This window comes from Paraburkholderia metrosideri, assembly GCF_904848625.1.
Classification (GTDB): Bacteria; Pseudomonadota; Gammaproteobacteria; order Burkholderiales; family Burkholderiaceae; genus Paraburkholderia; species Paraburkholderia metrosideri.
In genome coordinates, this window is the sequence record NZ_CAJHCP010000009.1 from 84,107 (window position 1) to 108,273 (window position 24,167).

The following is a 24,167-nucleotide window of genomic DNA, read 5'->3' on the forward strand; positions in this document are numbered from 1 at the left end:
ACGGAGAGTCCGCGCCTGCATGATCAATGCAGGCTATCACCGGGTTATGCGCGCGTTAAATAGTAAATTCAGATAAACATATCGAATGTGCATGTTAGGGGGCCGGATTTCGATCACTGGGGGAAGGGCAAGGTATCGCGCACGATTCCAACGCATAACTTTTCGCGATTCGTTATTTCCATCCTGCGTGGCAATCGCCTAGGCTGAAGGATCTGGCGCTGCATGTCTGTTGCTGACACGCGGCGCGTGCCACGGCTACATACGATGGAGATGTCGATGGTCGCTCCTATTGAGCACAAGCAGCAAAACGATCGCCCGCGAGTGGCGTGGATAGCGGGTGTAGGCGCGAGCGCCGGACTTGGCGCCGCGCTCGCCCGACGCTTCTCAAGCGAAGGCTTGACAGTCGCCGTGACCGGCCGCTCGCGCGACCGGCTCGCCGCGCTGGTCGATGAAATTCGCTCGGCTGGTGGCCATGCAATTGCATTGGCGGGCGATGTCACCAGTGAAAGCGATCTGGCTGCCGTGGCGCGGCAACTCGCTGAAACCGGCACGCTCGAAGCGGCGATCTTCAATGCCGCGGGCGCGACCCGCGCGCCGACACTCGAACTGACGGCCGACCAGTTCGAAGCGGCCTGGCGCGTGACCACGTTCGGCGGCTTCCTGTTTGCCCGGGCCGCGCTGCAATTGCTGCTCGAAAGCGGACACGGCTCGCTGCTTTTCACTGGCGCGACTGCGTCGCTGCGCGGGCGTCCGCCGTTTGCGGCGTTCGCGTCGGCCAAGGCCGGTTTGCGGTCGCTCACGCAAAGTCTCGCGCGCGAATTCGGTCCGCGCAATATCCATGTGGCGCATGTGGTGGTCGACGGTGGTATCGACGGCGAGCGTCTTCGCACCGCGTCGCCGCAACGGGTGGCCGAGCGCGGAGCGGACGGCCTGCTGAATCCTGCCGATATCGCCCACGCCTACTGGCATCTGCATCAGCAAGGTCGAAGCGCCTGGTCGCAGGAGATCGATTTGCGGCCGTTCAATGAGGCGTTTTAACGTCAGCCGGGACGGTTCTCGCAAGGCAGCCGTGCGGTGATCGCCAACGGTGGTGACCGGTAGTCGACAGCGTGTCATCGTGGCTGCCGACCTTGTGCGATTTGCGCGGGACGCACCGGCCATTCGTGGCGACTCGAAGCTGCAGGTATCGCACTTATCTTCACAAGTAAGCGCCCATTCCGGATGACCGCCTAACCGGTGGTCATAGCGCCGTACGGCTTCAATATGCATAAGCCTGCTAAGCATAGATAAAACGCTCGTTTATCCACGCGATCTGGCGTTGCTACGATCGCAGTTTCTTCGTCATCACATCATTGGATATCGAGTCGTGACTTTCTCTCTTTTCCGTTGGTTCGCGCGTGCGACGCTGGCATCCGTGTTTTTCGTGAGCGTCGCTCACGCGCAAAGTGCCGCTAGTGCCGCTAGTGCCGCTAGTGCCAATCCGCCGGCGCCGTTGAAACTGCGCATCGGCTATCAGAAGTCTTCAACGCTGATCACGATTCTGAAAGCGCGCGGCTCGCTTGAGAAGGCACTCGCGCCATTGGGCGTAACCATTACGTGGAACGAGTTTGCCAGCGGCCTGCCGTTGACCGAGGCGCTCAATGCCGAGGCCGTCGATTTCAGCGCCGACGTCGCCGACACCGTGCCGGTGTTTGCGCAGGCGGCTCATGCGCAGTTCGTCTACGTCGCGCAGGAAGCGCCGTCGCCGGGCGCGCAGGCGATTATCGTCAAGCGTGACGGGCCGCTGCATTCGCTGGCCGATCTGAAGGGACAGCGCATCGCGGTGACCAAGGCCGCTGGCAGCCACTACCTGCTTCTCGCCGCGCTCGCCAAAGCGGGGCTAACGCCGGCTGACGTGCATATCAGCTATTTGACGCCCGCCGATGGACGCGCCGCGTTCGAACGCGGCAGCGTCGATGCGTGGATCACGTGGGATCCGTATGTCGCGGCAGTCGATCAAGCCCCCGACGTGCGTATCCTCGCCAACGGCGAAGGTCTCGCGTCTTATCAGCGGTACTACCTTGCGTCGGGCAAATTCGCGGCGGCGCATCCGGACGTGATCAACACGCTGTTCACGCAACTGACTTCGACGGGTACATGGGTGCGCGCTCATCCGGACGATGCCGCCAAACTGCTCGCGCCGATCTGGGGACTGGACGCGACGACAATCGAACGTGCGAACGCACGCCGCAGTTACGCTGTTCGCGCGGTGGATGCGCAGAATTTCGGCGAGCAACAAAAGATCGCCGACACGTTTTATCGTGCGGGTCTTTTACCGGCACCGGTCGATACGGGCACCGCGCTGCGCTGGAATTTCACGACGAAGCGTGCCGAGGCGGCGGCCTCGTCGACGATGGTTTCGGGTGGGTAGGCACGCGATACGCCACCCCGGTAGTGGCGATGGCAATGCGGCGTGGGACCGGCTGGGGTCGTAAAAAGTGACCGGCTGCCGGCCACGCTGTGATCCCGCGAACTACTGGCTCGCGCGCCCTGGCAGCCAGCGGCTCAGAGAACGAGGCGCCCTTCGGCGGCGATGCTGTCAAGTGGCTTACGCTGGCTCTGCACTTCACGCGCCTGCAGCGCTTCCGGCAAGCTTGCTTTGTCGCCTGCGCGACCGATCGCAATGCCGGCTTCGATCGAGTACCCGTCCGGAACCGCTAGCCCTTGGCGGATCGTCTCGCGTTCAATGCCCGCGAGGCCGTGCGCATGCCATCCCGACAGGCTCGCCTGCAATGCCAGATAGGCCCATGCCGCGCCGGTGTCGAACGAATGGGTCGGCGCGGGGACTTCAGCGGCGGCGCCAGGCGGTGTGAACGTGCTCTTCGACAACACAATGACGATAGCCGCCGCGTGGCTCGCCCAGCTGCGATTGAATTCGTTCAGGAAGCTCAGAAACTGCTCCCAGTGCGGTGTATCGCGCCGTGCATACGCGAACCGCCACGGCTGTGAGTTATACGAGGACGGCGCCCAGCGAGCCGCTTCGAGAAGTGTCAGCAGGGTCGCTTCCGGGATCGTTTCGGGGTTGAACGCGCGCGGTGACCAGCGCTCGAGAAACTGTGGATGGATGGCGTGTTCGGCGGTTCGCAAGTTGGACGAGGTTGTCATTGGATGCTCCTGCAAGGAAATAGTGAGACGCTCATGCCGAAGGGCAATCGAGCCCGTGGCGATGCCGGATCACTGTATCGGTCGGAACACGACGATAGAACCGATTAATTCTCGCATCGATATTCCACGTATGCGGTGCCAGTCACGTCGGCATCGCGTTAGCGCTTTTCATATGTCCTTCGCCGATACAAACGGTGCACCCGGCTTCGACGCGGTCCAACAACGTTATTTCCTCGTGCAATCGGGCGGGAGGGAAATCCGATGACATGGCCCATATTTTGCGGTGGGTCCAAAAAAACCGAGCACGTGCTGATGTGTCCGTTGACGCGGCGGGAAAGAGCTAGATCTGAAGGGCATTCGTAACGATTTCAATTCTCATTTTAAGCATTCCCTGTGCGATGCCCTATGCTGGACTGACTGGGCCTCGCGCGTGAAGCGCATGGATGAGTGAGGCGTAGCTGACACCTGACGCAAAGGCATGGAGCACGTTCCCTGCGTTGCGGGTTCTCACCGATGCAACCAAGGAGGCTATATGCAAGGAGACCCCAAAGTTCTTGAGTATCTGAACTCCCAATTGAAGAACGAGCTCACTGCGATCAACCAGTATTTTCTGCATGCGCGAATGTATCGGCACTGGGGTCTGGATAAGCTCGGCAAACACGAATATGACGAATCGATTGGCGAGATGAAACACGCTGATCTGCTGATCGAACGTATTTTCATGCTCGACGGTCTCCCTAACCTGCAAGACCTGCACAAGCTGCTGATTGGGGAAGAGACACAAGAGATTCTCGAGTGTGACCTGAAGCTCGAACAGATATCGCAGGCCACCTGCAAGGAAGGCATTGTCTACTGCGAGTCGGTTCGCGATTTCATTTCGCGGGATATTCTCACGCATATTCTCGATGAGACCGAAGAGCACATAGATTGGCTCGAGACCAACCTGGCGTTGATCGACAAGGTCGGAATACAGAACTACCAGCAATCCGGTATGGATTCGCCGAGCTGATTTCATCGTTCGGCGCACGGGTGAAAAGCCGCGATCGGACAATGCGGTGTTGGCATTGTCGGACGCGGCCGCGCAGCAGGCCATGCAGTCAGGTTTTCTGGTGTGATTCTGCCGGACGCCTTTTCACATGGTCGATGAACGCGCGCAACTTCGGCGTGGTTTGCCGACGGTCTGGATAGTAGAGAAATACGCCCGGTATCACAGGTGCGAACGGCTCCAGCACCTGTACCAGCTTTTCCGTTCTCAATCCTTCGGCGGCCATCGGCTCGGGTAGTTGGGCGAGGCCCATGCCTTCGAGTGCGCCACCCAGCATGGTGGAAAAATCATTCGCGATGAGGGGCCCGGATACAGCGATCTCGATCGCATGACCGTTGTCGTTGAACGACCATAATGCGAGCGCGCCACCGGATCTGCGCCATCTCAGGCATGCGTGCAGGCGCAGATCGTCCGTGTGCGTGGGTCGGTTATGCGCTGTCAAATAAGCGGGACTACCGACGACAATGAGACGCAGCGGCGGCGTCAGCGGCACCGCGACCATATCGGCCTCGACGAACTGCCCGAGTCGTATGCCCGCGTCGAACCCCTCGGCTGCAAGATCGATCAACTCCTTGCTCGCGGCGATCTCCACTTCGACTTCGGGATACGCCTGGCAGAAGGACGCAATCAGCGGTTCAAGCAGAATGGGCAACACCGCGCGCGGCACGGACAGGCGTAACAAGCCGGTGGGCCGCGCACCGAATCCGCGCGCAATTTCACTCGCGGCGACAAGCTCTTCGAAGGCCGGCTTTGCGTGCGAAAGAAACCGTTCGCCCGCTTCGGTCAGCCCGACACTGCGCGTCGTGCGGATGAAAAGCGCTGCGCCAATGCGCGCTTCAAGCAGGCGCACTGTCTGGCTGATGGCCGACGGTGTCACACCGAGGTCTGCTGCAGCCCGGCGAAAGCTGCGATGCTGGGCCACGCTCAGGAACACCTCCACCCCATCGAGCGCGCCTTGTCTGACTGTGAAGTTCTGCTTCATAGCCCGTCAACATTGTGGTGAATAGTCTGTCGCGAGAGGCCATGGTACACCTACGCCTACCGACGAATGGTCGCACCGGCCGATCATCTTTCTTCTCTTCAGTAAGCGGAATCACACGTGACAGGAGGCAACATGCCACCGGAAGTTCTCTTCCCATTGCATCTCGCTCTGGGGTACGTCGCGTGGCTGCTTTGCTTTCGCGCATACGTCTGGCCCCGACTCAAATCGATGGATTCATTCGAAGCACACCGCGCGATCGCTACGTTTCACAGCTTCCGTTTCTTCGGCCTGGTCTTCATTCTGCCTGGCGTGGTCGGCACACACCTGCCTGCGAGCTTTGCCGGGCCTGCCGCGTACGGTGACTTCACAACGGGAGTTCTGGCGCTGCTCGCGCTCCTCTCTGCGCGGATACGTCCGCTGTTCTGGTTGTTCGTCGTAGCCTTCAACGTGGTGGGAGCGACCGACCTCATCGCCGACTACTACCACGCGATCCAGGCCGGCCTTCCAGCGCGCGCGGGAGAATTGGGCGCTGCGTACGCGATCCCAGTTATCTACGTGCCTTTGCTGGCGATTACCCATGTTGCCGCCTTCTACCTGCTGCTACGCGCGCAGCCGTGGGTCGCCCGGCGGGTTGGCCTTTCCGTCAGTCATGACATGAGCAAAATGTAGCTGGCATCCTGCTGTTTTCGATGCCATGTCCCACTCCAGCAGAAGAAGCCACGGGTCGATCTATACTGGGACACCTGGAGGCTTCAATGACAACGCACGACAAACTGCATCCGCTTCGTCCGCTTCTGAAGAACTGGATTTGGGAGCATGGACGGATTGGCACTCGCTATCTGGATTGCACCGACGGCGAAATCAAATTCGACGAAGGCAAGAAATCTCGCTTCGCAGCCGAAGAATACATTTATGTGCCGCTCGACAAGGATGCTGACGACGATCCGTCAGTAGAAGGTCCCGCGATTCAGGAGGCAGGACTCGCGCGATTCTTGAGGGCAGCGCAGTTGGGCAAACCCGACGAAGCCGGCACGCTGGCGGAGGTTCAGCGCGCGGTGTTGGACTGCGTGGAACTGGGTCTGTTCAGCGCGTATCAGTTGACCGCGCAGCAGGCGCTCGCACGCTATGCGCAGGAACCCATGTTCGAGGATGAAATCCGCGCCGCGGTTGTCGACGATATCCGGCGAATCTACGTGGGTATGCGCGAGCAATTGGCGCTGTACGATTTCAGTGTGCTTTACGGCCTGCCTGCGCCGCTGCTCATCAGCGAGGCGCCGTTTATCGACTGGCGCGTACGCGCTAGTCCTGCGCTTCCGTTTGTCTCGCTTCCTCTTGGGCCGTACTGCCTGCTGGTGGGTGCGCCGTCCGGCAGAAGCAGCCGGGCCGGACCCGTGGTCTGGAAATCCGCTGCCGCAATGGGCCCACTGAAAGACCACAATCGCCAGATCGCGGAACACGCGCGCTCGTGGCTTGTGGCGACCACCGACGACCAACTCGCCTCGGTACAAGGCCGTTTTGCCGAAGTGAGAAGCCCCAAACCAGAGGGTGCGGGAACCTGAGCTGGGCTTCGTGACACCTCCCTTCAGTGATCCTTGTCCGGTTCCGGAGCGCGACTGGATCTTCAGTCATCTTCCTCAGGATAGTTTTTTCTTATGCAAAGAATCGGTAAACAGTGTTGGCTAAGAAAAATTGACCTCAGTAAATTCGGATCGCTAGGGGGTGCAAGATAGTCATCCGAGTCTGTCTTCGCCCAGTTGATCAACCTCTGACGTACGCAGAGCGATACGGACACTGGAGACAGGCATGACTAACGACCGCAGTGCGGTTCCTCTGATCGAAAAGCATACGATCGGCTATGTGCCGAGGAACGAACGGCATGGCAAGGTGCGCGACCTGTTCACGCTTTGGTTCGGCGGCAATATCGCTCCGCTACCTATCGTCACGGGAGCGCTTGGCGTTCAGATCTATCATCTGAACCTGTTCTGGGGCATTGTTGCGATTGTCGTGGGACAGGCCCTCGGCGGCATTCTGATGGCTTTGCATTCGGCGCAAGGTCCGCAGATGGGTATTCCGCAGATGATTCAAAGCCGTGCCCAGTTCGGTTCGTGGGGTGCGCTTCTCGTGACCGTGATCGCGGGCATCATGTATGTGGGGTTCTTTGCGTCGAACATCGTGCTGGCCGGTAAATCCCTGCATGGCGTCGAATCTTCCATTCCTGTTCCAGTCGGAATCGTGATCGGTGCGGTGGGCTCAGGGCTGATCGGAATTATTGGCTATCGGTTCATCCACATTCTCAACCGTATAGGGACCTGGGTACTCGGCATTGGTCTCGTGATCGGCTTCGGCTATATCGCGACGCACGTGCAATCACCGGACTTCCTGACGCGCGGCGGCTTTAATTTCGCAGGCTGGCTCGCAACGGTATCGCTGTCGGCATTGTGGCAAATCGCGTTTGCTCCCTATGTGTCGGACTATTCGCGTTATCTGCCGGCGGATGTGGGCGTCGCACGGACCTTCTGGGCCACCTATCTGGGCTGCACGCTGGGCTCGACGCTTGCGTTCGTATTCGGGGCAGTGGCGGTGCTTGCTGTGCCCGCAGGCATGGATACGATGGACGCGGTCAAAGCGTCGACCGGTACGATCGGTCCCGTCATGCTGGTGCTGTTTCTGTTGAGCGTGATCAGTCACAACGCACTCAACCTGTACGGCGCGGTGCTCGCGGTGATCACGTCGCTGCAGACCTTCGCGTACCGCTGGATTCCGACCGCGAGAGCGCGCGCAGTTCTGTCCATCATTATTCTCGTTGCCTGTTCATTCGCGGCGGTCGGTGCGTCCAAAGACTTTATCGGACATTTCGTCGATCTCGTCCTCGCCCTGCTCGTCGTGCTGGTGCCGTGGACCGCAATCAATCTGATCGACTTTTATGTGATCCACAAGGGCCAATACGATGTGGATTCGATTTTCCGCGTTGACGGCGGCATCTATGGCCGCTTCAATCCGCAGGCGCTCATTGCGTATGCCGTCGGCATTGTGGTGCAGATCCCGTTCATGAACACGCCGATCTACGTCGGATCGTTCTCATCGCATCTGGATGGCGCCGATCTTTCATGGCTCGTCGGCATTATCGTGACTACGCCGCTCTATTTGTGGCTGGCGAGTCGCGACACCGCGTATCGCCGTCGCCAGAGTCCGGCGGCTACCACTGCGCAGTAAGCAGCGACTCCACGCAGTCAATTCGCAAGTGAGTTCGAACGAAGCCGGGCGTGCAATCCGTTGCAGCCTGGCTTCGTCGTTCCAGCTACCGTCATTCGATATGCAGCCGCCGGATATAGGTCTCGCAGAACGTTGAAAAACGCTTCACGACTTCTCGCGGCTTCATCGCACTGGACATCGCAATGCCGAGCGTCGTCGCGGTGACGTCTTCCTTGAACCGTTTGACGACGAAATCCTTGCCATCGACGGTGAGGTTCGACTTGAGCGGAAAATTCAGGATGCTGTAGCCCAGCCCGTTAGCCACCATGCCACGCACGACCTCCGGTTGCGACGACCGGAAGGCAGCGACCGGCCGGCTTCCTACGGCGTCGAAAAGTGCGGAGAAGTATTCACGGCTATGTGGTAGATCGAGCATCACATAGGGCTCAGGCAGCAGATCTGCCAGCGAGATCCGGCGCGCCCGGGCAAGCTTGTGCATGCTGGGAAGAATGGCGTAGGGCGGCAGCGACAGCAACGGCGTGAAGCTAATACCTTCAATGATGTCGAGACTGTAGGTGAGCGCGATGTCCAGCGAGCCGTCCACCAGACCGCTCAGCAACGTGTCTTGATGAGCTTCGGTCGTCCGGAACGTGATGGACGGATGGTCCTGAACGAAGCGGCTGATGATGCCGGGCAACAACGGCGGCGCGAGCGACACCATGCATCCGAGAGAAATGGTGCCGGACATTCCGCCATCCAGTTCCCGAGCCGTCAATTGCAGTTCTTCCGCGTTCTTCAGCAGATTGCGTGCATGGCCAAGCAGATCCCGCCCCGACTGCGTGAGCGACAGACCGCTTGCATGGTGCCGGATGAACAACTGCACGCCGAACAGATCTTCCAGATCGGCAAGCGCCGTCGAGATGGACGGCTGCGAAATATGCAGCCGTTTGGCGGCTGCGGTGAATGACAGTGTCTCTGCTGTCACGACGAAGTAGCGCAACTGGCGCAACGAATATCGTACCGAATGACCTTCCATCTGATTTCCCGACGCTGATTGAGCCGTCTGGAATTTTGCGCCTGTTTGACCTGATTGCATAGCTAAAAACAATGCAAGGCATTTTTTGAATGTATTTTTGTTTGGTGCAGGCGAAGCGTACATTTTGTTCGGTCATGACCGTGAAGACGGTGATGCACTTCCATCCGGAGCGCTGACTGGCGGTGGCGACGCGCTCCGGACTGGCATTCACCGGAGCATTGGTTTCGAATCGGACTGCTTTAAAAGGAGACAGCCAATGAAGGCTGAAACAATCTCGATCGATACGCTTGTTGTAGGCGCCGGTCAGGCTGGCGTAGCGATAAGCGAACATCTCGGCAAACTCGGCGTCCCGCATCTCGTGCTTGAACGCGACCGCATCGCGGAGCGGTGGCGCACAGGTCGCTGGGATTCGCTGGTTGCTAACGGCCCTGCCTGGCATGACCGGTTTCCCGGCATGGAATTCGAAGGGCTCGACGCAGATGCATTCGCCGGCAAGGAACAGGTGGCGGACTACTTCGTCGCCTATGCAAGGAAATTCAACGCACCGATCCGTACCGGAGTGGAAGTCAAAAGCGTGGCGCGTCAAACGGGGCGTCCGGGCTTTGTCGTTGAAACGTCGAACGGTACATTCGACGCCAATCGTGTCGTGGTTGCAACCGGACCTTTCCAGCGCCCGGTGATTCCGCCGATCGCCCCGGACGATGCAGCGATCACACAACTGCATTCGGCCGATTACCGGAACCCGGATCAACTGCCCGCAGGCGCGGTGCTGGTCGTGGGCGCAGGTTCGTCGGGCACGCAGATCGCCGACGAACTGAACCGCGCGGGCCGCACCGTCTACCTGTCGGTTGGCGCACACGACCGGCCGCCGCGCGCGTATCGCAACCGCGACTTCTGCTGGTGGCTCGGCGTGCTCGGTGAATGGGACAAAGAGGTTGCCGGCCCGGGACGCGAGCACGTGACGATCGCAGTGAGCGGCGCCTACGGTGGGCAGACGATCGACTTTCGCCGGCTGGCGCATGAAGGGATCACGCTGGTTGGCCTGACCAGGGCGTTCGACCAGGGCGTCGTGACGTTCGAACAGGATCTGGTCGACAACCTGAAGCGCGGGGATCACAACCTGTTCGCGCTGCTCGATGCGGCCGATGCGTATGTCGAACGCAATGGGCTCGATTTGCCTGACGATCCCACCGCACGCTTCATTCCCGCCGATCCTGAATGCGTCACCCGTCCGCTGCACGAACTCGATCTGAAAGAAGCGAACGTCAGCACCATTATCTGGGCGACCGGCTATGCCGTCGACTACAGCTGGCTGCACGTCGATGCATTCGACGAGAAGGGCAAGCCCAGGCATCAGCGCGGCGTATCGACAGAACCCGGCATCTATTTTCTCGGGCTGCCATGGTTGTCGCGACGCGGTTCGTCGTTCATCTGGGGCGTGTGGCATGACGCGAAACACGTCGCCGACCACATCGTCACGCAGCGCAAATATCTCGACTATCGCGACGCATCGCAGCGCGCCGACGATGCGCCACGCGCGCAGGCCAAAGACACCCATCTTGCGCGAAACACGACGCAAGCCGACCACGACAACGAAGTAGGAGTGAACTGATGCCGACCCATACCCGCATCCGCATGTTCAATACGAAGGACACGTATCCGAACCAGTCTCTCGATAACGACCTGTGCCAGGCGGTACGCGCCGGCAATACCGTGTATGTGCGCGGCCAGATCGGCACGGACTTCGACGGCAATCTCGTCGGACTGGGGGACCCGGCCGCACAGGCCGATCAGGCGATGAAAAACGTCAAGCAGCTGCTCGAAGAAGCGGGCAGCGACCTGTCGCATATCGTCAAGACGACCACGTACATCATCGATCCGCGTTATCGTGAGCCGGTGTATCAGGTGGTCGGCAAATGGCTGAAGGGCGTGTTTCCGATTTCGACCGGGCTCTGCATCAGCGCGCTCGGCCAGCCGCAGTGGTTGATGGAGATCGATGTGATCGCCGTGATTCCCGACGGCTGGACGCCGCCCAACGCTTAAAGGAAAGCTCATGACATTCTCGATCGTCGGACGTTGCCAGCAGACCGGGCAGTTGGGTATCGCCATCAGTTCGTCGAGCATTTCGGTGGGCGCGCGCTGTCCGTGGGTGCGCGCGGGCGTCGGCGCAGTCGCCACGCAAAACGTCACGCTGCCCGCGCTCGGCCCGCAGATTCTGGATCTGCTCGACGCGCGCCAGCATGCGTGCGAGGCGGCGCTCCACGCGGCGCTGGAGTCGGACGAATGGAGCGCCTATCGTCAGGTGACAGTGATCGATAGTCAGGGGCGTACGGCGATGTTCACCGGCGATCAGGCGCTTGGCCTGCACAACGCCGTCGCAGGAAGTCAGTGCGTTGCAGCAGGCAATATGCTGGCGGGGAAACAGGTGATCGACGCGATGGCAAAAGCGTTCGAGGCATCGGAAGGCATTCTGGCGGACCGGCTTCTCGCGGCGATGCACGCTGCGATGAAGGCCGGCGGCGAAGCGGGGCCGGTGCACTCGGCGGCGCTCAAGATTGTCGACACAACGGTATGGCCGATTGTCGACCTGCGCGTCGATTGGGCCGACGACGATCCGATCGGCCGTCTGGACGCGCTTTGGCAGGCGTACCGCCCGCAAATGAACGACTATGTGACTCGCGCGCTGAATCCGACTGCCGCGCCCAGCTACGGAGTGCCCGGTGATGAGTGAATTGTCGAGCCGTGATCTGCTTGACCGGCTGATTGGTTTCGCGACCGTCAGCCGCGATTCCAATCTCGAACTTATTACGTTCGTGCAGCAGTACCTCGCGGATCTTGGCGTCGAGAGCGAGTTGTTTCACAACGCCGAGCGCACCAAGGCGAATCTCTTTGCGACGATCGGACCACGCGATCGAGGCGGCGTCGTGCTGTCGGGCCATACCGACGTCGTGCCGGTGGACGGCCAGGCGTGGACCGTCGACCCGTTCCGCCTCACCGAAAAGGACGGACGGCTCTATGGGCGCGGCACCGCGGACATGAAAGGGTATCTGGCGTCGGTGCTGGCGGCTGTGCCGCTTTTCGTCGAGCGCAAATTGCAACTGCCGGTGCATCTCGCGTTTTCCTATGACGAGGAAGTGGGGTGCCTCGGCGTGCGCTCCATGCTGGCCGATCTGCAGGAACGCGCACACAAGCCGCGACTGTGCGTGATTGGCGAGCCCACCGAACTCAAGCCTGTGCTCGGTCACAAAGGCAAGCTTGCAATGCGCTGCCATGTAAAAGGGGCAGCGTGTCACTCTGCGTATGCGCCGTCTGGCGTCAATGCGATTCAGTATGCGGCGCGGCTCATCAACCAGCTCGAAGCGATCGGCGACGAGCTCGCGCGGCCGGAGCATCACGACAAGCGTTTCGACCCGCCATTCTCGACGGTGCAAACGGGCGTTATCAAAGGAGGACGTGCATTGAACATCGTGCCGGCTGAATGCGAATTCGATTTCGAGGTGCGCTCGGTGCCGGGCTTCGATGCCGCTAGCGTTGCGGACCGGCTGCAAGCTTTTGCCGATTCAGAATTGCTGCCAAAAATGCGCTCGGTGCATGCCGAAACGGATATCCGCATGCAGCCGCTGAACGCGTACCCGGGTCTTGCAACCTCGCCGGATAGCGATGCGGCGAGGTTGCTCGCATTGCTGAGCAAATCTGACGATTTCGGCACCGTGGCGTTCGGTACTGAAGGCGGGTTGTTCACTCAAGCGGGTATTCCCACCGTTGTATGTGGGCCCGGCAGCATGGATCAGGGTCATAAGCCTGATGAGTTCATCACCGTCGATCAACTGAATCGATGCGACGCGATGCTGATTGGTCTGGCTGACTACCTGGGCAATGAAGGTTCAACTGTGCGTTGAACCGGTCGCGGTGAGCCGACATTGTCGGCACCTGCATCAACGCTGAGGGGGCGCGGAAAGCACCGTTAGCGTCGCTTGCGCCACCCGGTTGCGCCGCCTGTCAAACAACGGCAGAGGCGGCGCGATGATCGCGTGTGATCATCGCGCCGCACGGTTGCTTTATTGCCCCGCGAGCGATACCGACGTGGTCAGCGCATTCGCGTCACGCGACGACGCGCCAGCCACCAGCCCATAAGCGCCGGCGTTAAGTTTCCACTTATGGTTCGCCGCGTCCCACGTGGACAGCAGCTTGGCCGGCACCGAGACGCTGACCTGTTGCGACTGCCCCGGCTGCAGCGAGACCTTTTGCCAGCCGACCAGGCGTTGCGGCGGCTCGCCAAGTCCCGACGGCAATTTGGCATAGACCTGCGCGGCCTCGGCGCCTGCACGCGAGCCCGTATTCTTCACCGTAAAGGTCACCGTCACGTTGCCCGATCCGTCAGCGTGGGCGCTGATGCCGGAATACGCATACGTCGTGTACGACAGCCCGAAGCCGAATGGGAACAGCGGCTGAATCTGCTTCGCGTCGTACCAGCGGTAGCCCATCATCAGGCCTTCGCTATAGTTGACCGTCGTATCGGACGGCGAGATGGTTGCTTGCGGCAAGTCCGAATCCTGCTGCGGGAACGTGATCGGCAATTTCCCGGACGGATTGATATCGCCGAACAGCAGGTCGGCAATCGCCTGACCGCCTTGCACGCCGGGGTACCAGCTTTCGAGTACGCCGTGCACATTGCCGAGCCACGGCATCAGCACCGGACTGCCGTTTTCGAGCACGACGATCACGCGCTTCGCCTTGGCAGCCACGGCGGTAATCAGCGCATTCTGGTCGTAAGTCTGATTGAACGTATCGGTTGTATTGCTCGGCAGGCCCAGCGTCGTGAGGTCGGCTCCTTCGGTTTCCCATTGCGTGGCGAACACGATCGCGACATCGGCTTGCGCGGCTGCGGTCGCAGCGGCATTGGCATCGGTGCCGTCGACGTAACTGACTGTCGCGGACGGCGCCTTCGCCTTGATCGCCGTCAGAGGCGACGACTTGTACCAGGTCGCGCAGGTCGAGAGTAGCGGTGAACTGCTCGTGCAGCCCGACACCGCGTTGCCTGCAGCAGCCGGCACGGCACCCGAGCCGCCGCCCGATATCACGCCGACGTCCGCATGCCCACCGATCACCACGATCGACGACAGCGACGCCGCGCTCAGCGGAAGCACAGGCGCAGAGGCATTGGCGGGCGTTGCGTTCTTCAGCAACACGGCTGACTGTTGCGCGGTCTGCAGCGCGAACGCATTGCCTGCGGCCTGGTCGACGGCGCCGCCCGGCGTGGGTGGCGAATCGAACACACCGTAGCGGATCATCGTGCGCAGCTTGCGCTGGACCATGTCGTTCAGACGCGACATAGGTACGCTGCCCGCCGTCACAGCCGCCTTCAGTCCAGTGCTGAAATACGACGGAAGCGAAAAGCCGAGCGCAGAGGTATCGCCGACATCGCCGGGTTCTTCCTCATCCAGACCGGCCAGCGCTGCTGCGACCGTGCTATGCGTTGCGGTCCAGTCCGACTGGACGACACCCTTGAAGCCCCATTCGGTCTTGAGCACCGACGTCAGCAGATACGGGTCTTCGCATGCGTAGATGCCGTTCACCAGGTTGTACGAGCACATGACGTTGCCCGGCTGGCCTTGCTTGACACCGAGTTCGAACGCGAGCAGCTCGGTCTCGCGCATCGTGCGCTCGTCGACGACCGAGTTGCTCGTCATGCGATTGGTTTCCTGATCGTTCATCGCATAGTGCTTGATGGTGGCGATCACCTTCTGCGCCTGCGTGCCGGTCGTGCGCGCCGCGCTTAGCGTGCCGCTCAGCACCGGGTCCTCGCCCATGTATTCGAAGGTGCGGCCATCGCGCGGCTCGCGGGTAAGGTTCACGCCACCACCCAACCCTTCGCCATACCCGAGCACGCGCAACTCGGTTGCAATGCGCGCCCCATAAGCATTCGCGAGCAGCGGGTCCCAGCTCGCGGCCAGCGCGACAGGAGCCGGCAACGCCGTCGCATTGGAGTTCGCGACGTTCACACCGCCGGCCGAGTCGGCCATCGACAGCGCGGGAATGCCCAGGCGTGAAATGCCGGGGATATAACCGGCCCCATTGACGCCCGACGGGAACGGACCGCCAAATCCCGCATTCGGGATGCCAGTGCCGTGAACTAACTGGACCTTCTCGTCGGTCGTCAGTTGACCCACGAGCGCCGCCGCTCGCGTGTCGGCGATGGCGTCCGGATCGGTGAGCGTAATGCTGTCATCGTGACCGCCGCATGCGGCGATCAACACGCCAACGCCGCATGCAATAGCGGTCGACGCACTGATGAGTGTGAGTCTTTTCATTGTCTCGCTCCGTCCTGTCTGTGTTTGTGCTGCTTTTGGAATGATCGATTGCATCAGCCCGGCAAACTGCGGATTGCCCGCCGCTTACCGCCTGCTGTACTATTTATTTCAAACTATTTCTTACAAGCGAAAATTCTAAGGTTGTCGTTTCGGGGACGATTGACCAACGGGAGCAGAACTTGATCGTCTGCTTCTCAGGAAAACCCGAGGATGATGGAGACGGGAGGAGTGCAACGTGGATCTGCGGAATAAGTCCGTCTCGGCGCGCCTCTATAAGCTGCTGTTTGCAGAAGCGGAGAAGAACGGGCTCGACTGGCGCACGATCGGTGCGAGTCTGGATATTGATGAGGCCGCCATTTGCGCAAGCGATGCGCGGGTCGCTGGCGACAAGCATGTACGCATGCTGAAACTGGTCACGACGTGTTTTGACCCGCCCGAGCCGATCGCCGATATGTCCCTCTGCCTGATGCCTTTTCCCGAGCTGGCCGGCGTGGTGTTCAATTGCGCGACCTTGCGAGAAGCCCTGCTTCAGTTCGTCGAGTATCGCGATCTGATTGGCAACGTCGACTGGTTGCTGCCGAGCGGGCAGGACGATGCAATCGCCTTCGACTATGTACTCGAAGGTGACGGACGATCGTCGGTGTGCGCGCTAGGAAACTTTGCGACTATCGCGGCGGTGGCACGCATTTACGATCCGTCGGTGCGGATTCGCGACGTGACGTTGACCGATTCAAAAGGGGTTCGCGCAAAGTGGCTGGCCGATTCGTTACGGGTCGGGTTGCGCACCGATCAACCGCGTAACAGGATGGTGCTGCAGTCGTCGGCGCTCGATCGCCCTTTCGACAGATACAATGCGGCGCTTGCCGCCATTCATCATCCGGCAGCGCTCGACGATCTCAACCGGATACGAGCACTCGGGCTGTTTTCGCCAAGCGTCCAGCGGTGTTTGAGCGACATCATGGGCGGCGATGCCGGGGATATCCAGCCGAAAAGTCTTCAGGCAATCGTCTGTGAGCGGCTATCAATGACACGCTGGACATTGCAGCGCAAACTCGCGGCTGAACAGCTTACATTCAGTGAGGTACTGATGCAGGCGCGAGTGCAGCGGGCGCGCGATCTGCTCACACACACGCATATGCCGATTTCCGAAGTGAGTGAACGCGTGGGCTTCGGGTCGACGCCGGCATTTACGCGCTTTTTCTCGCGGGCTTGCGGCGTGCCGCCTGCTCGCTATCGCGATCAGCATCAGGTTGGAATGGGTTAACCAGCGTGCGGTCCCGACTCGAAATACATGGCAGCTCGGCCAAGGTTGGATGAGATAGGGCGCGTCTTGTAGACCGCGCCCCATCAAACGTTACGACTTACTTTGCGTCAAAGCGAGCGAGCACGACCGCCGCTAAAGAGGCGCACGATAGCCAGCAATATGATGGCGCCGATAAGAGCCGTAATTAGCGAGCCGATAATGCCGCTGCCCAGGTGGAGTCCGAGTACCCCACCCAGCCATCCGCCTATGAAGGCGCCGACGATGCCGACGATAATATCGACAAGGATGCCGAAGCCGCCGCCATCAACGATCCGCCCGGCCAAAGCGCCGGCAATGCCACCAATGATCAGCCAAAAAATGATTCCGTGCGAGACCGGGTCCATGTCATTACTCCTGGGTTTTGATTACATAAGCGGCTTAAAAGAATGCTAGTGCCGCTGCGTGCGGGGGACAGACGCAAGCGCTGTTCCCGGCCTCGCAAGCGCGTCATTGTCGTTAGATGCCTATCCCTTACGTACCGGATGCAGTGGCACGCGCCTTGCGGCCTCTGGTTGCATCCAGTTCATCAAAGGGAGAAGAAAAATGGCCCAAGCCAATCGACGGGTTCATGCATTAGCCATCGTTGCTGCTATCAGCCTGGGTTTTGCGACTTCGGCTTTTAGCCAATCGACTGCCAGTCCTCCCACGGGCGCATCGGCGCTGACTTCGCCGACTAGCACGCAACCCGAAGCTTCAATGGCGAATGGCAAGTCGTCGCAAACCACCAAGCAGGCTCAGAGCGATACGCGTAAAGCGGGGCGGACAGCGAACCGAGCGCAGAAGAACGCTGAATTGGACAAGCTGGAAAAAAATGGCTACAAGCCAACCGCTAATCAGAGTAATTATCCAGACAACATTCAGAACGCCGAGAAGAAGGCCAGCGGACAGTAAAAGCCGGCTGCGGCGGACTCGGAGTGACTATCTGACTTCAATGGAGCTGTCGACACAGACCCGCCGCTCAAGGCGCTCGTCGCAGCGCAACGTGTGACACGTGGTGGTCGCGTCGACGACCAATTGACAGGCGATTGCGTCAATGCGTTTCGACGAATTGCACGATTTCGCCGCTATCGCGCTTCAGATACATATCGTCTCCCTTCATGCGCACCTCACTGCATGAGTACGGAATCTTGCTGCCTTTACTGCAGATCTTGCCGTCCTCTGCTTTCCAGTCACCGTGGTCCGCGAATCCCTTGCTGGATTTGAAGTCGTAATCGCTGCCACTGCCGTACTGCACGTGCCACATGCTGCCGTCAGCAAGTTTGATATCGAATGCCTTGCCCGTGATGTGTTGCTGGATGTCGGCCGCGCTGGGTGTCGTCGCGCCGTCGGGGAATCCCGCTGCCTGCGCAAACGCAGTTGCGGCAGGTATCAGAAGCAGGGTGACGAGGAGTTGGTTCATGTCGAGCCTTCACTGAAACAGTGTCAAGCGCTTCGCTCGTGAGGCGACGGAACTCGTCCGCCAGGAGCGACGACCGGGTCGCGGCGGGGCGGTCATGATTTGCCTGACGTAGCCGCTTTTTTATGATGTTTTCAAAATATACGTCGCGATCCAGAGGGGTTATGTGGCCTGGCGCACAGTGACGTCTCATCGCAAGCGGTGCTGCGGTGCGGGAGGCCAGCCGCCGGGACTGCCTGCTAACGCCTGATTGCTGCCTGATTGCTGCCTGATTGCTACCGGCTCACGGCACGACTTCTTGCCGTGAGCCCTTATGTCGTGAGCCCTTATGCCGCGCGACCGGTTCGTCGGCTTACTACGCTGTCCCAGCGCCCAACTTCAATTACCGTTGGTCCCATTGAACTCGACGATTTCAACCCAGTTAGCCCCCTTGCCGACCGGGTACTGTCCGATCGCGCTCAGCTTGCCGGTTTTACCGTCGATGCGATAAGCGCTCAGGTTCGTCGACAACTGGCCCACCGCCAGCAGGTACTTGCCCGACGGATCGATGTTGAAGCCGCGCGGCTGTTTTTCCGTTTCGTAGGTGCCGATACGCGTCAGCTTGCCCGACGACGGGTTGACCTTATACGCCGCGAGCGTGCTCGACGTGCGTTCCGACACATACAGGAAGTGGCCGTCCGGAGTCAGATGAAGGTCGGCTCCCCACGGCGTGCCCGCGCCGAAATTGGCTGGCAGGACGGAGACCGTATCGATCGGCTTGACGGTGTCGTGAGTGCTGTCGAAAGCGAGCACGTGCAGTTTGCCGTCGAGTTCATCGATCAGGTAGGTAAAGCGACGATCGGGTGAAAAGACGAAGTGGCGCGGTCCCGATTTCGGCGGCAATGAATAGGCGGGCGCGGCGTCTTCGGTCAACTGTCCATTCGATGCGTCGAGCTTCAGGCGAAGCCAGGCGTCCGAGCCGAGTACCGACGCAAATACGTAGCGGTTATCGGGCGCCGTGCGGATCGCGTGCGCCATTGGGCCAGTCTTGATCGTCTGCTGCACGTCGCCGACCACACCATTGCCGCCGATCCGGTTCACTGCCAGCATATTGCCGCCGTACGACGCGGAAAAGAGATAGTGGCCGGTTGCATCCGTCGAGATATACGCCATGCTCTCCGCGAGCGGGGCGTTGCCCAGTTCGATCAAGCGGCCGTCGAGCGGATTGACGGCAAAGCTCACCACGCGATAAGGCTTCGAGCGCACGCCAGCATAAAGCCGCAGATGGTCCGGTGAAAGTGCCATCGGCATGACCGTTCCGCCGACATTGACAGTTTCCACCGGTGCCAGCGAGCCGTTCGACTTGTCGAGTTGGAAGACAGAGATGTCCTGGCTATCCGCATTCGATACGTATGCGTAAGTCGCAGCCTGCGAGGCACTCGTCACCGAAACACTGGCGAACAGTATGGCGATTGCGCCCACGACGCGTTTAGCGTTCATATTCGTTCTCCTGTTAGACATAGTTTTATTTGTCTGGTCCGTGTACCCGATCGGGCACCGCGTGGCGTGGCGGCACCGATCGCGCCTCCCAGCAAGATCGTCGCGGCAAAGATCAGAGAGACAGTCAGGAGACTAGGTCGAACCGATACGTTTCGCGTGCCACGTTGAACCACTGTTATACGACGGCCAGTTTGACGGCAGATTACACGAAATCGGGAAAAGAATAAGCGTGGCGAGCGAATCGACGGGGGACGTCGGACATTGACCAGGAACAAGCCTTCGAAGACGCTCGCGCTGCTAGCGCGACCCAGCGTCGCATGTCCTCATCCCACGCCGCCTCCTTTGACGTCCGTCAAGGGAGGCGGGTACTCGTACCCCATAACATTCGGACGTTGTCTGACGCATGGCCGACTGATTTCGTGAAGGAGAGTGATGTGAAGTCCGGGGATTGGAAGAATCGAATTCTTCGCAGGACATCGAGCCTGATTCACCTTGTACCGTTAATGCTTGTTTCCGGATGCAAGCTGGAACTGCTGGATCCTAAAGGCAGTATTGGTATGGCGGAGAAGCAGTTGATCGCCACCTCGACGTGGGCGATGCTGGTTGTCGTCGTACCTGTGATAGCGCTCACCCTGCTGTTCGCATGGCGATATCGGGCGAGCAATACACAAGCGGAGTACCGGCCACGGTGGGCGCACTCGACTGCGATTGAAGTCGTGATCTGGACTATTCCGAGTCTGATTATCCTGTTCCTGGCGGTGCTGACGTGGAAAACGACCCACGAACTGGATCCGTACAAGCCGCTCGAATCGGAGGTGAAGCCCATCAACATCGAGGTTGTCGCGCTCGACTGGAAGTGGCTGTTCATTTACCCGGACCTCGGCATTGCGACGGTCAACCAGATTGCATTCCCCGTTGGAACGCCAGTCAATTTCGTCATCACATCCGACTCGGTGATGAACTCCTTTTTCGTTCCGCAACTCGGCAGTCAGGTCTATGCGATGGCTGGCATGCAAACGCAATTGCATCTGATTGCCAATGAGTCTGGCGACTTCGCCGGCATGTCGGCGAACTTCAGCGGCAAGGGCTTTTCGGATATGAAGTTCCGCGCACTGGCGAAGTCGCCAGCGGAGTTCGATGCCTGGGTTGCGCAGGTACGTGCTTCGAAAGACCGCCTCGATATGAATCGCTACAACGTCGTGTCGAAACCTGAACAGAAGGCACCGGTCGGCTATTTCTCGACCGTCGATCCGAAGCTGTTTCACAACATCATCGCCCGCTACAACAATGGTCAATTCATGGATCCCAGCAACGCCAACTGTACGGTGAAGGGGTAACGTATGTTTGGAAAACTCACGTTAGACGCGATTCCGTATCACGAGCCGATCATCATGGTGACGGCCGGCGTGATCGGTTTGATTGCAGCCGCTGTGCTCGGGCTGATTACGTATTTCGGCAAATGGCGCTACTTGTGGACCGAGTGGCTCACTTCCGTCGATCACAAACGGATTGGCGTGATGTACCTTGTCGTTGCGTTCATCATGTTGGTGCGTGGCTTTGCCGATGCCGTGATGATGCGTGCGCAACTCGCCGTCGCATTGAACAGCCCGGGCTATCTCCCGCCACATCATTACGACCAGATCTTTACCGCGCATGGCGTCATCATGATCTTCTTCATGGCGATGGCATTCATGGTCGGATTGTTCAACCTGATCGTCCCATTGCAGATCGGTTCGCGCGACCTGGCATTCCCTTTCCTGAATTCGTTGAGCTTCTGGATGACCGCGATCAGTGCGATCCTGATCAACCTCTCTCTCGTGATTGGGGAATTCGCGCAGGTGGGTTGGCTCGCGTATCCGCCGCTGTCCGAATTGCAGTTCAGCCCCGGCGTAGGTGTCGACTATTACCTGTGGAGCTTGCAACTCTCCGGTATCGGCACATTGCTCACCGCGGTGAATTTTTTCGTCACTATCGTCAAGATGCGCGCGCCTGGCATGATATGGATGAAGATGCCGGTGTTCACGTGGACCGCGCTGTGTTCCAACGTGCTGATCCTGGCAACGTTCCCGATTCTCGCAGCCACGCTGGCCTTGCTTGCTCTCGATCGTTATCTCGGCATGCACTTCTTCACGAACGATGCCGGCGGTAATGCGATGCTGTATCTGAATCTGATCTGGGCATGGGGCCATCCCGAGGTGTACATCCTGGTGCTGCCCGCGTTCGGTATCTATTCAGAGATCATTGCGACGTTCGCGAAAAAGCCTTTGTTTGGCTACAGGACAATGGTCTACGCATCGTGCGTGATCATGGTTCTGTCACTTCTCGTCTGGCTGCACCATTTCTTTACGATGGGTTCCGGTGCCGACGTCAACGCGTTTTTCGGTATCGCGACGATGGTCATTGCGATTCCGACCGGTGTGAAGGTGTTCAACTGGCTATTCACCATTTACAAAGGGCGTCTCGAGTTCACCTCGCCTGTGCTGTGGACGATCGGCTTCATGATCACCTTCGTCATTGGAGGGATGACCGGAGTGATGATGGCCATTCCTGGCGCGGACTTCGTGCTGCACAACAGTCTTTTCCTGATCGCCCACTTTCACAACGTGATTATTGGCGGTGTGGTGTTTGGTTATCTGGCAGGGCTCACGTTCTGGTTTCCGAAGGCATTCGGCTTCAAACTGAATGAGACGCTCGGCAAGCGCGCATTCTGGTTCTGGCTGGTGGGCTTTTACTTTGCGTTCATGCCGCTCTATGTACTTGGCTTCATGGGCGCGACGCGCCGCTTGAATCACTACAGCAATCCTGCATGGCAGCCCTACATGATCGTCGCCGCATTCGGTGCAGTATTGATCGCGATTGGCGTCGTGCATCAGGTGTTGCAACTGATCGTGAGTATTCGCGATCGCAATTTGCCGGAAAACCGCGATCTGACCGGCGACCCATGGGATGGACGTACGCTTGAATGGTCGATCAGCTCGCCGCCGCCCGCCTACAACTTCGCCGTCATTCCCCACGTGCGGGAGCTGGATGCATTCGCCGATATGAAGGCGCATCCCGACCTCGAAGTGCCGCCGCCGGTCTATCGCGATATCCATATGCCGTCGAATACGAGTGCCGGTTTTTTCATCGGCGTGTTCAGCCTGATCGTGGGTTTCTCTGCGGTCTGGCACATCTGGTGGCTCGCTATCGCCGGACTGGTCGGCGTGTTCGCGACCGTGATCGGCTACAGCTTCGGCAAGAACGAAGGCTATTACATTTCGGCCGATACCGTCCAACGGATCGAAGAGCGACACGCAGCGCGGACCCTCGCGATGGAGACTGAATGATGTTGCAGAAAACTGCGAGGGCTAGCGCGCACCAGCGCGACTCGGACCATGTCCCGTCACATTCGGTGTTTGGATTCTGGCTGTACCTGATGACCGACTGCATTGTGTTTGCGTCGCTGTTCGCCGTATTCGCGGTGATGAGTCATCAGTTCGCGGGTGGGCCGTCAGGCAAAGAGCTGTTCGATATCCCCGGTGTCGCGATGGAAACGGCAGTGCTGCTGCTGAGCAGCATCACATACGGTTTCGCTATGATCGGTGCAAACCGGCGCAAGAAAGGCGTGCTGATTGGCTGGCTCGCGGTGACGTTCGTGCTCGGCGCGGCGTTCCTCATGATGGAAATGCAGGAGTTTTCGCACCTGATTGCCGCTGGCGCAGGCCCTAACCGTAGTGCGTTCCTGTCGTCGTTCTTTACGCTAGTCGGCACGCACGGGCTGCACGTCACACTGGGTCTGGTTTGGATGGCGGTGCTCGTCGTTCAGGCGATCCGCGCACCGGAACTGGGCGAGCGCGAACTTCGCCGGCTGACGTGCCTGAGTCTCTTCTGGCACTTTCTCGACATCGTATGGATCGGTGTCTTTACGTTTGTCTATCTGGCGAGTGTGATTTAAATGGACCTTCATCATTCTTCTCATGCAGGCGAGAGTCACGGTACAGCCGGCAGTTATATGGTGGGCTTTGTGCTGTCGGTCATCCTGACGGCAGCGGCGTTTGGCTTTGTCATGACGGGCATGCTGACCGGTCAGCATGCACTGCTGGCAATCTCCGCTTTGGCCGTCGTGCAGATCGTGGTGCATCTGGTGTTCTTCCTGCACATGAGCACGTCGTCGGCGCAACGCTGGAATGTGATGGCCTTTGGCTTCACGGTCATGACAATGGTGATCCTCGTCGGCGGATCGCTGTGGGTCATGCACAACGTCGCGATGAACATGATGTCGCGCTAGTGCTGCTGTTTT

At 59.5% G+C, this 24,167-nt stretch carries 23 protein-coding genes; 16 read left to right on the forward strand and 7 right to left on the reverse strand.

The genetic code is table 11. The annotated features are described in order from the left end of the window. Positions 1-276: 276 nt before the first annotated feature. Complete coding sequence (locus tag LMG28727_RS20885) at positions 277-1,038, forward strand: SDR family NAD(P)-dependent oxidoreductase (RefSeq protein ID WP_201644213.1); 762 nt, start codon at positions 277-279, stop codon at positions 1,036-1,038. Between the two features lie 385 nt (positions 1,039-1,423). Then, positions 1,424-2,410 (forward strand): aliphatic sulfonate ABC transporter substrate-binding protein, encoded by a 987-nt coding sequence (locus LMG28727_RS20890; RefSeq protein ID WP_407945859.1) that lies wholly within the window; start codon positions 1,424-1,426, stop codon positions 2,408-2,410. A gap of 134 nt (positions 2,411-2,544) precedes the next feature. On the opposite strand, the gene LMG28727_RS20895 is transcribed toward LMG28727_RS20890, so the two are convergent. Further along, positions 2,545-3,144, reverse strand: a complete 600-nt coding sequence (locus LMG28727_RS20895; RefSeq protein ID WP_201644214.1) for a nitroreductase family protein — start codon at positions 3,142-3,144, stop codon at positions 2,545-2,547. Between the two features lie 532 nt (positions 3,145-3,676). Here LMG28727_RS20895 and bfr point away from each other — a divergent pair. Beyond that, positions 3,677-4,153 (forward strand): bacterioferritin, encoded by a 477-nt coding sequence (gene bfr / locus LMG28727_RS20900; protein WP_201644215.1) that lies wholly within the window; start codon positions 3,677-3,679, stop codon positions 4,151-4,153. Positions 4,154-4,241: 88 nt separating this feature from the next. Here bfr and LMG28727_RS20905 read toward each other — a convergent pair whose 3' ends face one another. Next, complete coding sequence (locus tag LMG28727_RS20905; RefSeq protein WP_201644216.1) at positions 4,242-5,171, reverse strand: LysR family transcriptional regulator; 930 nt, start codon at positions 5,169-5,171, stop codon at positions 4,242-4,244. 132 nt (positions 5,172-5,303) lie between these two features. On the opposite strand from LMG28727_RS20905, the gene LMG28727_RS20910 reads away from it, so the two are divergent. The 3 genes from LMG28727_RS20910 to LMG28727_RS20920 all read left to right on the forward strand — a co-directional run bounded on the left by LMG28727_RS20910 (position 5,304) and on the right by LMG28727_RS20920 (position 8,384). Continuing rightward, positions 5,304-5,840 carry a hypothetical protein gene (locus LMG28727_RS20910; protein WP_201644217.1) on the forward strand — a complete coding sequence of 179 codons (537 nt, stop codon included), beginning with the start codon at positions 5,304-5,306 and terminating at the stop codon, positions 5,838-5,840. An 86-nt stretch (positions 5,841-5,926) separates the two neighbouring features. After that, complete coding sequence (locus tag LMG28727_RS20915; protein ID WP_201644218.1) at positions 5,927-6,730, forward strand: hypothetical protein; 804 nt, start codon at positions 5,927-5,929, stop codon at positions 6,728-6,730. A 244-nt stretch (positions 6,731-6,974) separates the two neighbouring features. Then, a complete protein-coding gene (locus LMG28727_RS20920; RefSeq protein WP_201644219.1) occupies positions 6,975-8,384 on the forward strand; it encodes a purine-cytosine permease family protein in 1,410 nt (469 codons plus the stop codon). Between the two features lie 91 nt (positions 8,385-8,475). Here LMG28727_RS20920 and LMG28727_RS20925 read toward each other — a convergent pair whose 3' ends face one another. Further along, a complete protein-coding gene (locus LMG28727_RS20925; RefSeq protein ID WP_201644220.1) occupies positions 8,476-9,399 on the reverse strand; it encodes a LysR family transcriptional regulator in 924 nt (307 codons plus the stop codon). 256 nt (positions 9,400-9,655) lie between these two features. Between LMG28727_RS20925 and LMG28727_RS20930 the strand changes: the two genes are divergently transcribed. Genes LMG28727_RS20930 through argE form a run of 4 tightly spaced genes read left to right on the forward strand, consistent with a single transcriptional unit; the run spans position 9,656 to position 13,298 of the window. Continuing rightward, complete coding sequence (locus LMG28727_RS20930; RefSeq protein WP_201644221.1) at positions 9,656-11,011, forward strand: flavin-containing monooxygenase; 1,356 nt, start codon at positions 9,656-9,658, stop codon at positions 11,009-11,011. Further along, complete coding sequence (locus LMG28727_RS20935) at positions 11,011-11,442, forward strand: RidA family protein (RefSeq protein WP_201644222.1); 432 nt, start codon at positions 11,011-11,013, stop codon at positions 11,440-11,442. Before LMG28727_RS20930 ends, LMG28727_RS20935 begins: the two co-directional genes overlap by 1 nt. Before the next feature lie 10 nt (positions 11,443-11,452). Continuing rightward, positions 11,453-12,130: a DUF1028 domain-containing protein gene (locus LMG28727_RS20940; protein ID WP_201644223.1), complete on the forward strand. Its 678-nt coding sequence runs from the start codon at positions 11,453-11,455 to the stop codon at positions 12,128-12,130. Then, entirely contained in the window at positions 12,123-13,298 is a 1,176-nt protein-coding gene (argE, locus tag LMG28727_RS20945; protein WP_201644224.1) for an acetylornithine deacetylase, read from the forward strand. Before LMG28727_RS20940 ends, argE begins: the two co-directional genes overlap by 8 nt. 159 nt (positions 13,299-13,457) lie before the next feature. Here the strand turns inward: argE and LMG28727_RS20950 are convergent, their stop codons facing one another. Then, positions 13,458-15,710: a beta-glucosidase family protein gene (locus tag LMG28727_RS20950; RefSeq protein ID WP_201644225.1), complete on the reverse strand. Its 2,253-nt coding sequence runs from the start codon at positions 15,708-15,710 to the stop codon at positions 13,458-13,460. 235 nt (positions 15,711-15,945) lie between these two features. Here LMG28727_RS20950 and LMG28727_RS20955 point away from each other — a divergent pair, with 235 nt between their 5' ends. Continuing rightward, complete coding sequence (locus tag LMG28727_RS20955; RefSeq protein WP_201644226.1) at positions 15,946-16,974, forward strand: helix-turn-helix transcriptional regulator; 1,029 nt, start codon at positions 15,946-15,948, stop codon at positions 16,972-16,974. A 107-nt stretch (positions 16,975-17,081) separates the two neighbouring features. Here LMG28727_RS20955 and LMG28727_RS20960 read toward each other — a convergent pair whose 3' ends face one another. Next, positions 17,082-17,357, reverse strand: a complete 276-nt coding sequence (locus LMG28727_RS20960) for a GlsB/YeaQ/YmgE family stress response membrane protein (RefSeq protein ID WP_201644227.1) — start codon at positions 17,355-17,357, stop codon at positions 17,082-17,084. 199 nt (positions 17,358-17,556) lie between these two features. On the opposite strand from LMG28727_RS20960, the gene LMG28727_RS20965 reads away from it, so the two are divergent. Beyond that, positions 17,557-17,904 (forward strand): DUF4148 domain-containing protein, encoded by a 348-nt coding sequence (locus LMG28727_RS20965; protein WP_201644228.1) that lies wholly within the window; start codon positions 17,557-17,559, stop codon positions 17,902-17,904. A 139-nt stretch (positions 17,905-18,043) separates the two neighbouring features. On the opposite strand, the gene LMG28727_RS20970 is transcribed toward LMG28727_RS20965, so the two are convergent. Beyond that, positions 18,044-18,412: a hypothetical protein gene (locus LMG28727_RS20970; protein ID WP_201644229.1), complete on the reverse strand. Its 369-nt coding sequence runs from the start codon at positions 18,410-18,412 to the stop codon at positions 18,044-18,046. A gap of 375 nt (positions 18,413-18,787) precedes the next feature. Next, positions 18,788-19,888 carry a lactonase family protein gene (locus LMG28727_RS20975; protein WP_201644230.1) on the reverse strand — a complete coding sequence of 367 codons (1,101 nt, stop codon included), beginning with the start codon at positions 19,886-19,888 and terminating at the stop codon, positions 18,788-18,790. 503 nt (positions 19,889-20,391) lie between these two features. Here LMG28727_RS20975 and cyoA point away from each other — a divergent pair. From cyoA to cyoD, 4 genes are read left to right on the forward strand one after another with little or no spacing between them, the layout of a single operon-like run. Further along, positions 20,392-21,225: a ubiquinol oxidase subunit II gene (gene cyoA / locus LMG28727_RS20980; protein ID WP_201644459.1), complete on the forward strand. Its 834-nt coding sequence runs from the start codon at positions 20,392-20,394 to the stop codon at positions 21,223-21,225. Between the two features lie 3 nt (positions 21,226-21,228). Next, complete coding sequence (gene cyoB / locus LMG28727_RS20985; protein WP_201644231.1) at positions 21,229-23,214, forward strand: cytochrome o ubiquinol oxidase subunit I; 1,986 nt, start codon at positions 21,229-21,231, stop codon at positions 23,212-23,214. Beyond that, a complete protein-coding gene (cyoC, locus tag LMG28727_RS20990) occupies positions 23,214-23,822 on the forward strand; it encodes a cytochrome o ubiquinol oxidase subunit III (protein WP_201644460.1) in 609 nt (202 codons plus the stop codon). The genes cyoB and cyoC overlap by 1 nt, the downstream gene beginning before the upstream one ends. Further along, positions 23,823-24,155, forward strand: coding sequence for a cytochrome o ubiquinol oxidase subunit IV (gene cyoD / locus LMG28727_RS20995; protein WP_201644232.1), 333 nt, complete (start codon positions 23,823-23,825; stop codon positions 24,153-24,155). It begins immediately after the preceding gene. Positions 24,156-24,167: the final 12 nt, after the last annotated feature.

Coding starts and splice junctions, on each gene's coding strand:
- argE (WP_201644224.1), top strand. CDS start 12,123: ATGAGTGAATTGTCGAGCCGTGATCTGCTTGACCGGCTGATTGGTTTC.
- cyoD (WP_201644232.1), top strand. CDS start 23,823: ATGGACCTTCATCATTCTTCTCATGCAGGCGAGAGTCACGGTACAGCC.
- cyoA (WP_201644459.1), top strand. CDS start 20,392: ATGCTTGTTTCCGGATGCAAGCTGGAACTGCTGGATCCTAAAGGCAGT.
- cyoC (WP_201644460.1), top strand. CDS start 23,214: ATGTTGCAGAAAACTGCGAGGGCTAGCGCGCACCAGCGCGACTCGGAC.
- LMG28727_RS20930 (WP_201644221.1), top strand. CDS start 9,656: ATGAAGGCTGAAACAATCTCGATCGATACGCTTGTTGTAGGCGCCGGT.
- LMG28727_RS20940 (WP_201644223.1), top strand. CDS start 11,453: ATGACATTCTCGATCGTCGGACGTTGCCAGCAGACCGGGCAGTTGGGT.
- LMG28727_RS20950 (WP_201644225.1), bottom strand. CDS start 15,710: ATGAAAAGACTCACACTCATCAGTGCGTCGACCGCTATTGCATGCGGC.
- bfr (WP_201644215.1), top strand. CDS start 3,677: ATGCAAGGAGACCCCAAAGTTCTTGAGTATCTGAACTCCCAATTGAAG.
- LMG28727_RS20915 (WP_201644218.1), top strand. CDS start 5,927: ATGACAACGCACGACAAACTGCATCCGCTTCGTCCGCTTCTGAAGAAC.
- LMG28727_RS20975 (WP_201644230.1), bottom strand. CDS start 19,888: ATGAACGCTAAACGCGTCGTGGGCGCAATCGCCATACTGTTCGCCAGT.
- LMG28727_RS20970 (WP_201644229.1), bottom strand. CDS start 18,412: ATGAACCAACTCCTCGTCACCCTGCTTCTGATACCTGCCGCAACTGCG.
- LMG28727_RS20925 (WP_201644220.1), bottom strand. CDS start 9,399: ATGGAAGGTCATTCGGTACGATATTCGTTGCGCCAGTTGCGCTACTTC.
- LMG28727_RS20895 (WP_201644214.1), bottom strand. CDS start 3,144: ATGACAACCTCGTCCAACTTGCGAACCGCCGAACACGCCATCCATCCA.
- cyoB (WP_201644231.1), top strand. CDS start 21,229: ATGTTTGGAAAACTCACGTTAGACGCGATTCCGTATCACGAGCCGATC.
- LMG28727_RS20905 (WP_201644216.1), bottom strand. CDS start 5,171: ATGAAGCAGAACTTCACAGTCAGACAAGGCGCGCTCGATGGGGTGGAG.
- LMG28727_RS20935 (WP_201644222.1), top strand. CDS start 11,011: ATGCCGACCCATACCCGCATCCGCATGTTCAATACGAAGGACACGTAT.
- LMG28727_RS20885 (WP_201644213.1), top strand. CDS start 277: ATGGTCGCTCCTATTGAGCACAAGCAGCAAAACGATCGCCCGCGAGTG.
- LMG28727_RS20920 (WP_201644219.1), top strand. CDS start 6,975: ATGACTAACGACCGCAGTGCGGTTCCTCTGATCGAAAAGCATACGATC.
- LMG28727_RS20910 (WP_201644217.1), top strand. CDS start 5,304: ATGCCACCGGAAGTTCTCTTCCCATTGCATCTCGCTCTGGGGTACGTC.
- LMG28727_RS20965 (WP_201644228.1), top strand. CDS start 17,557: ATGGCCCAAGCCAATCGACGGGTTCATGCATTAGCCATCGTTGCTGCT.
- LMG28727_RS20960 (WP_201644227.1), bottom strand. CDS start 17,357: ATGGACCCGGTCTCGCACGGAATCATTTTTTGGCTGATCATTGGTGGC.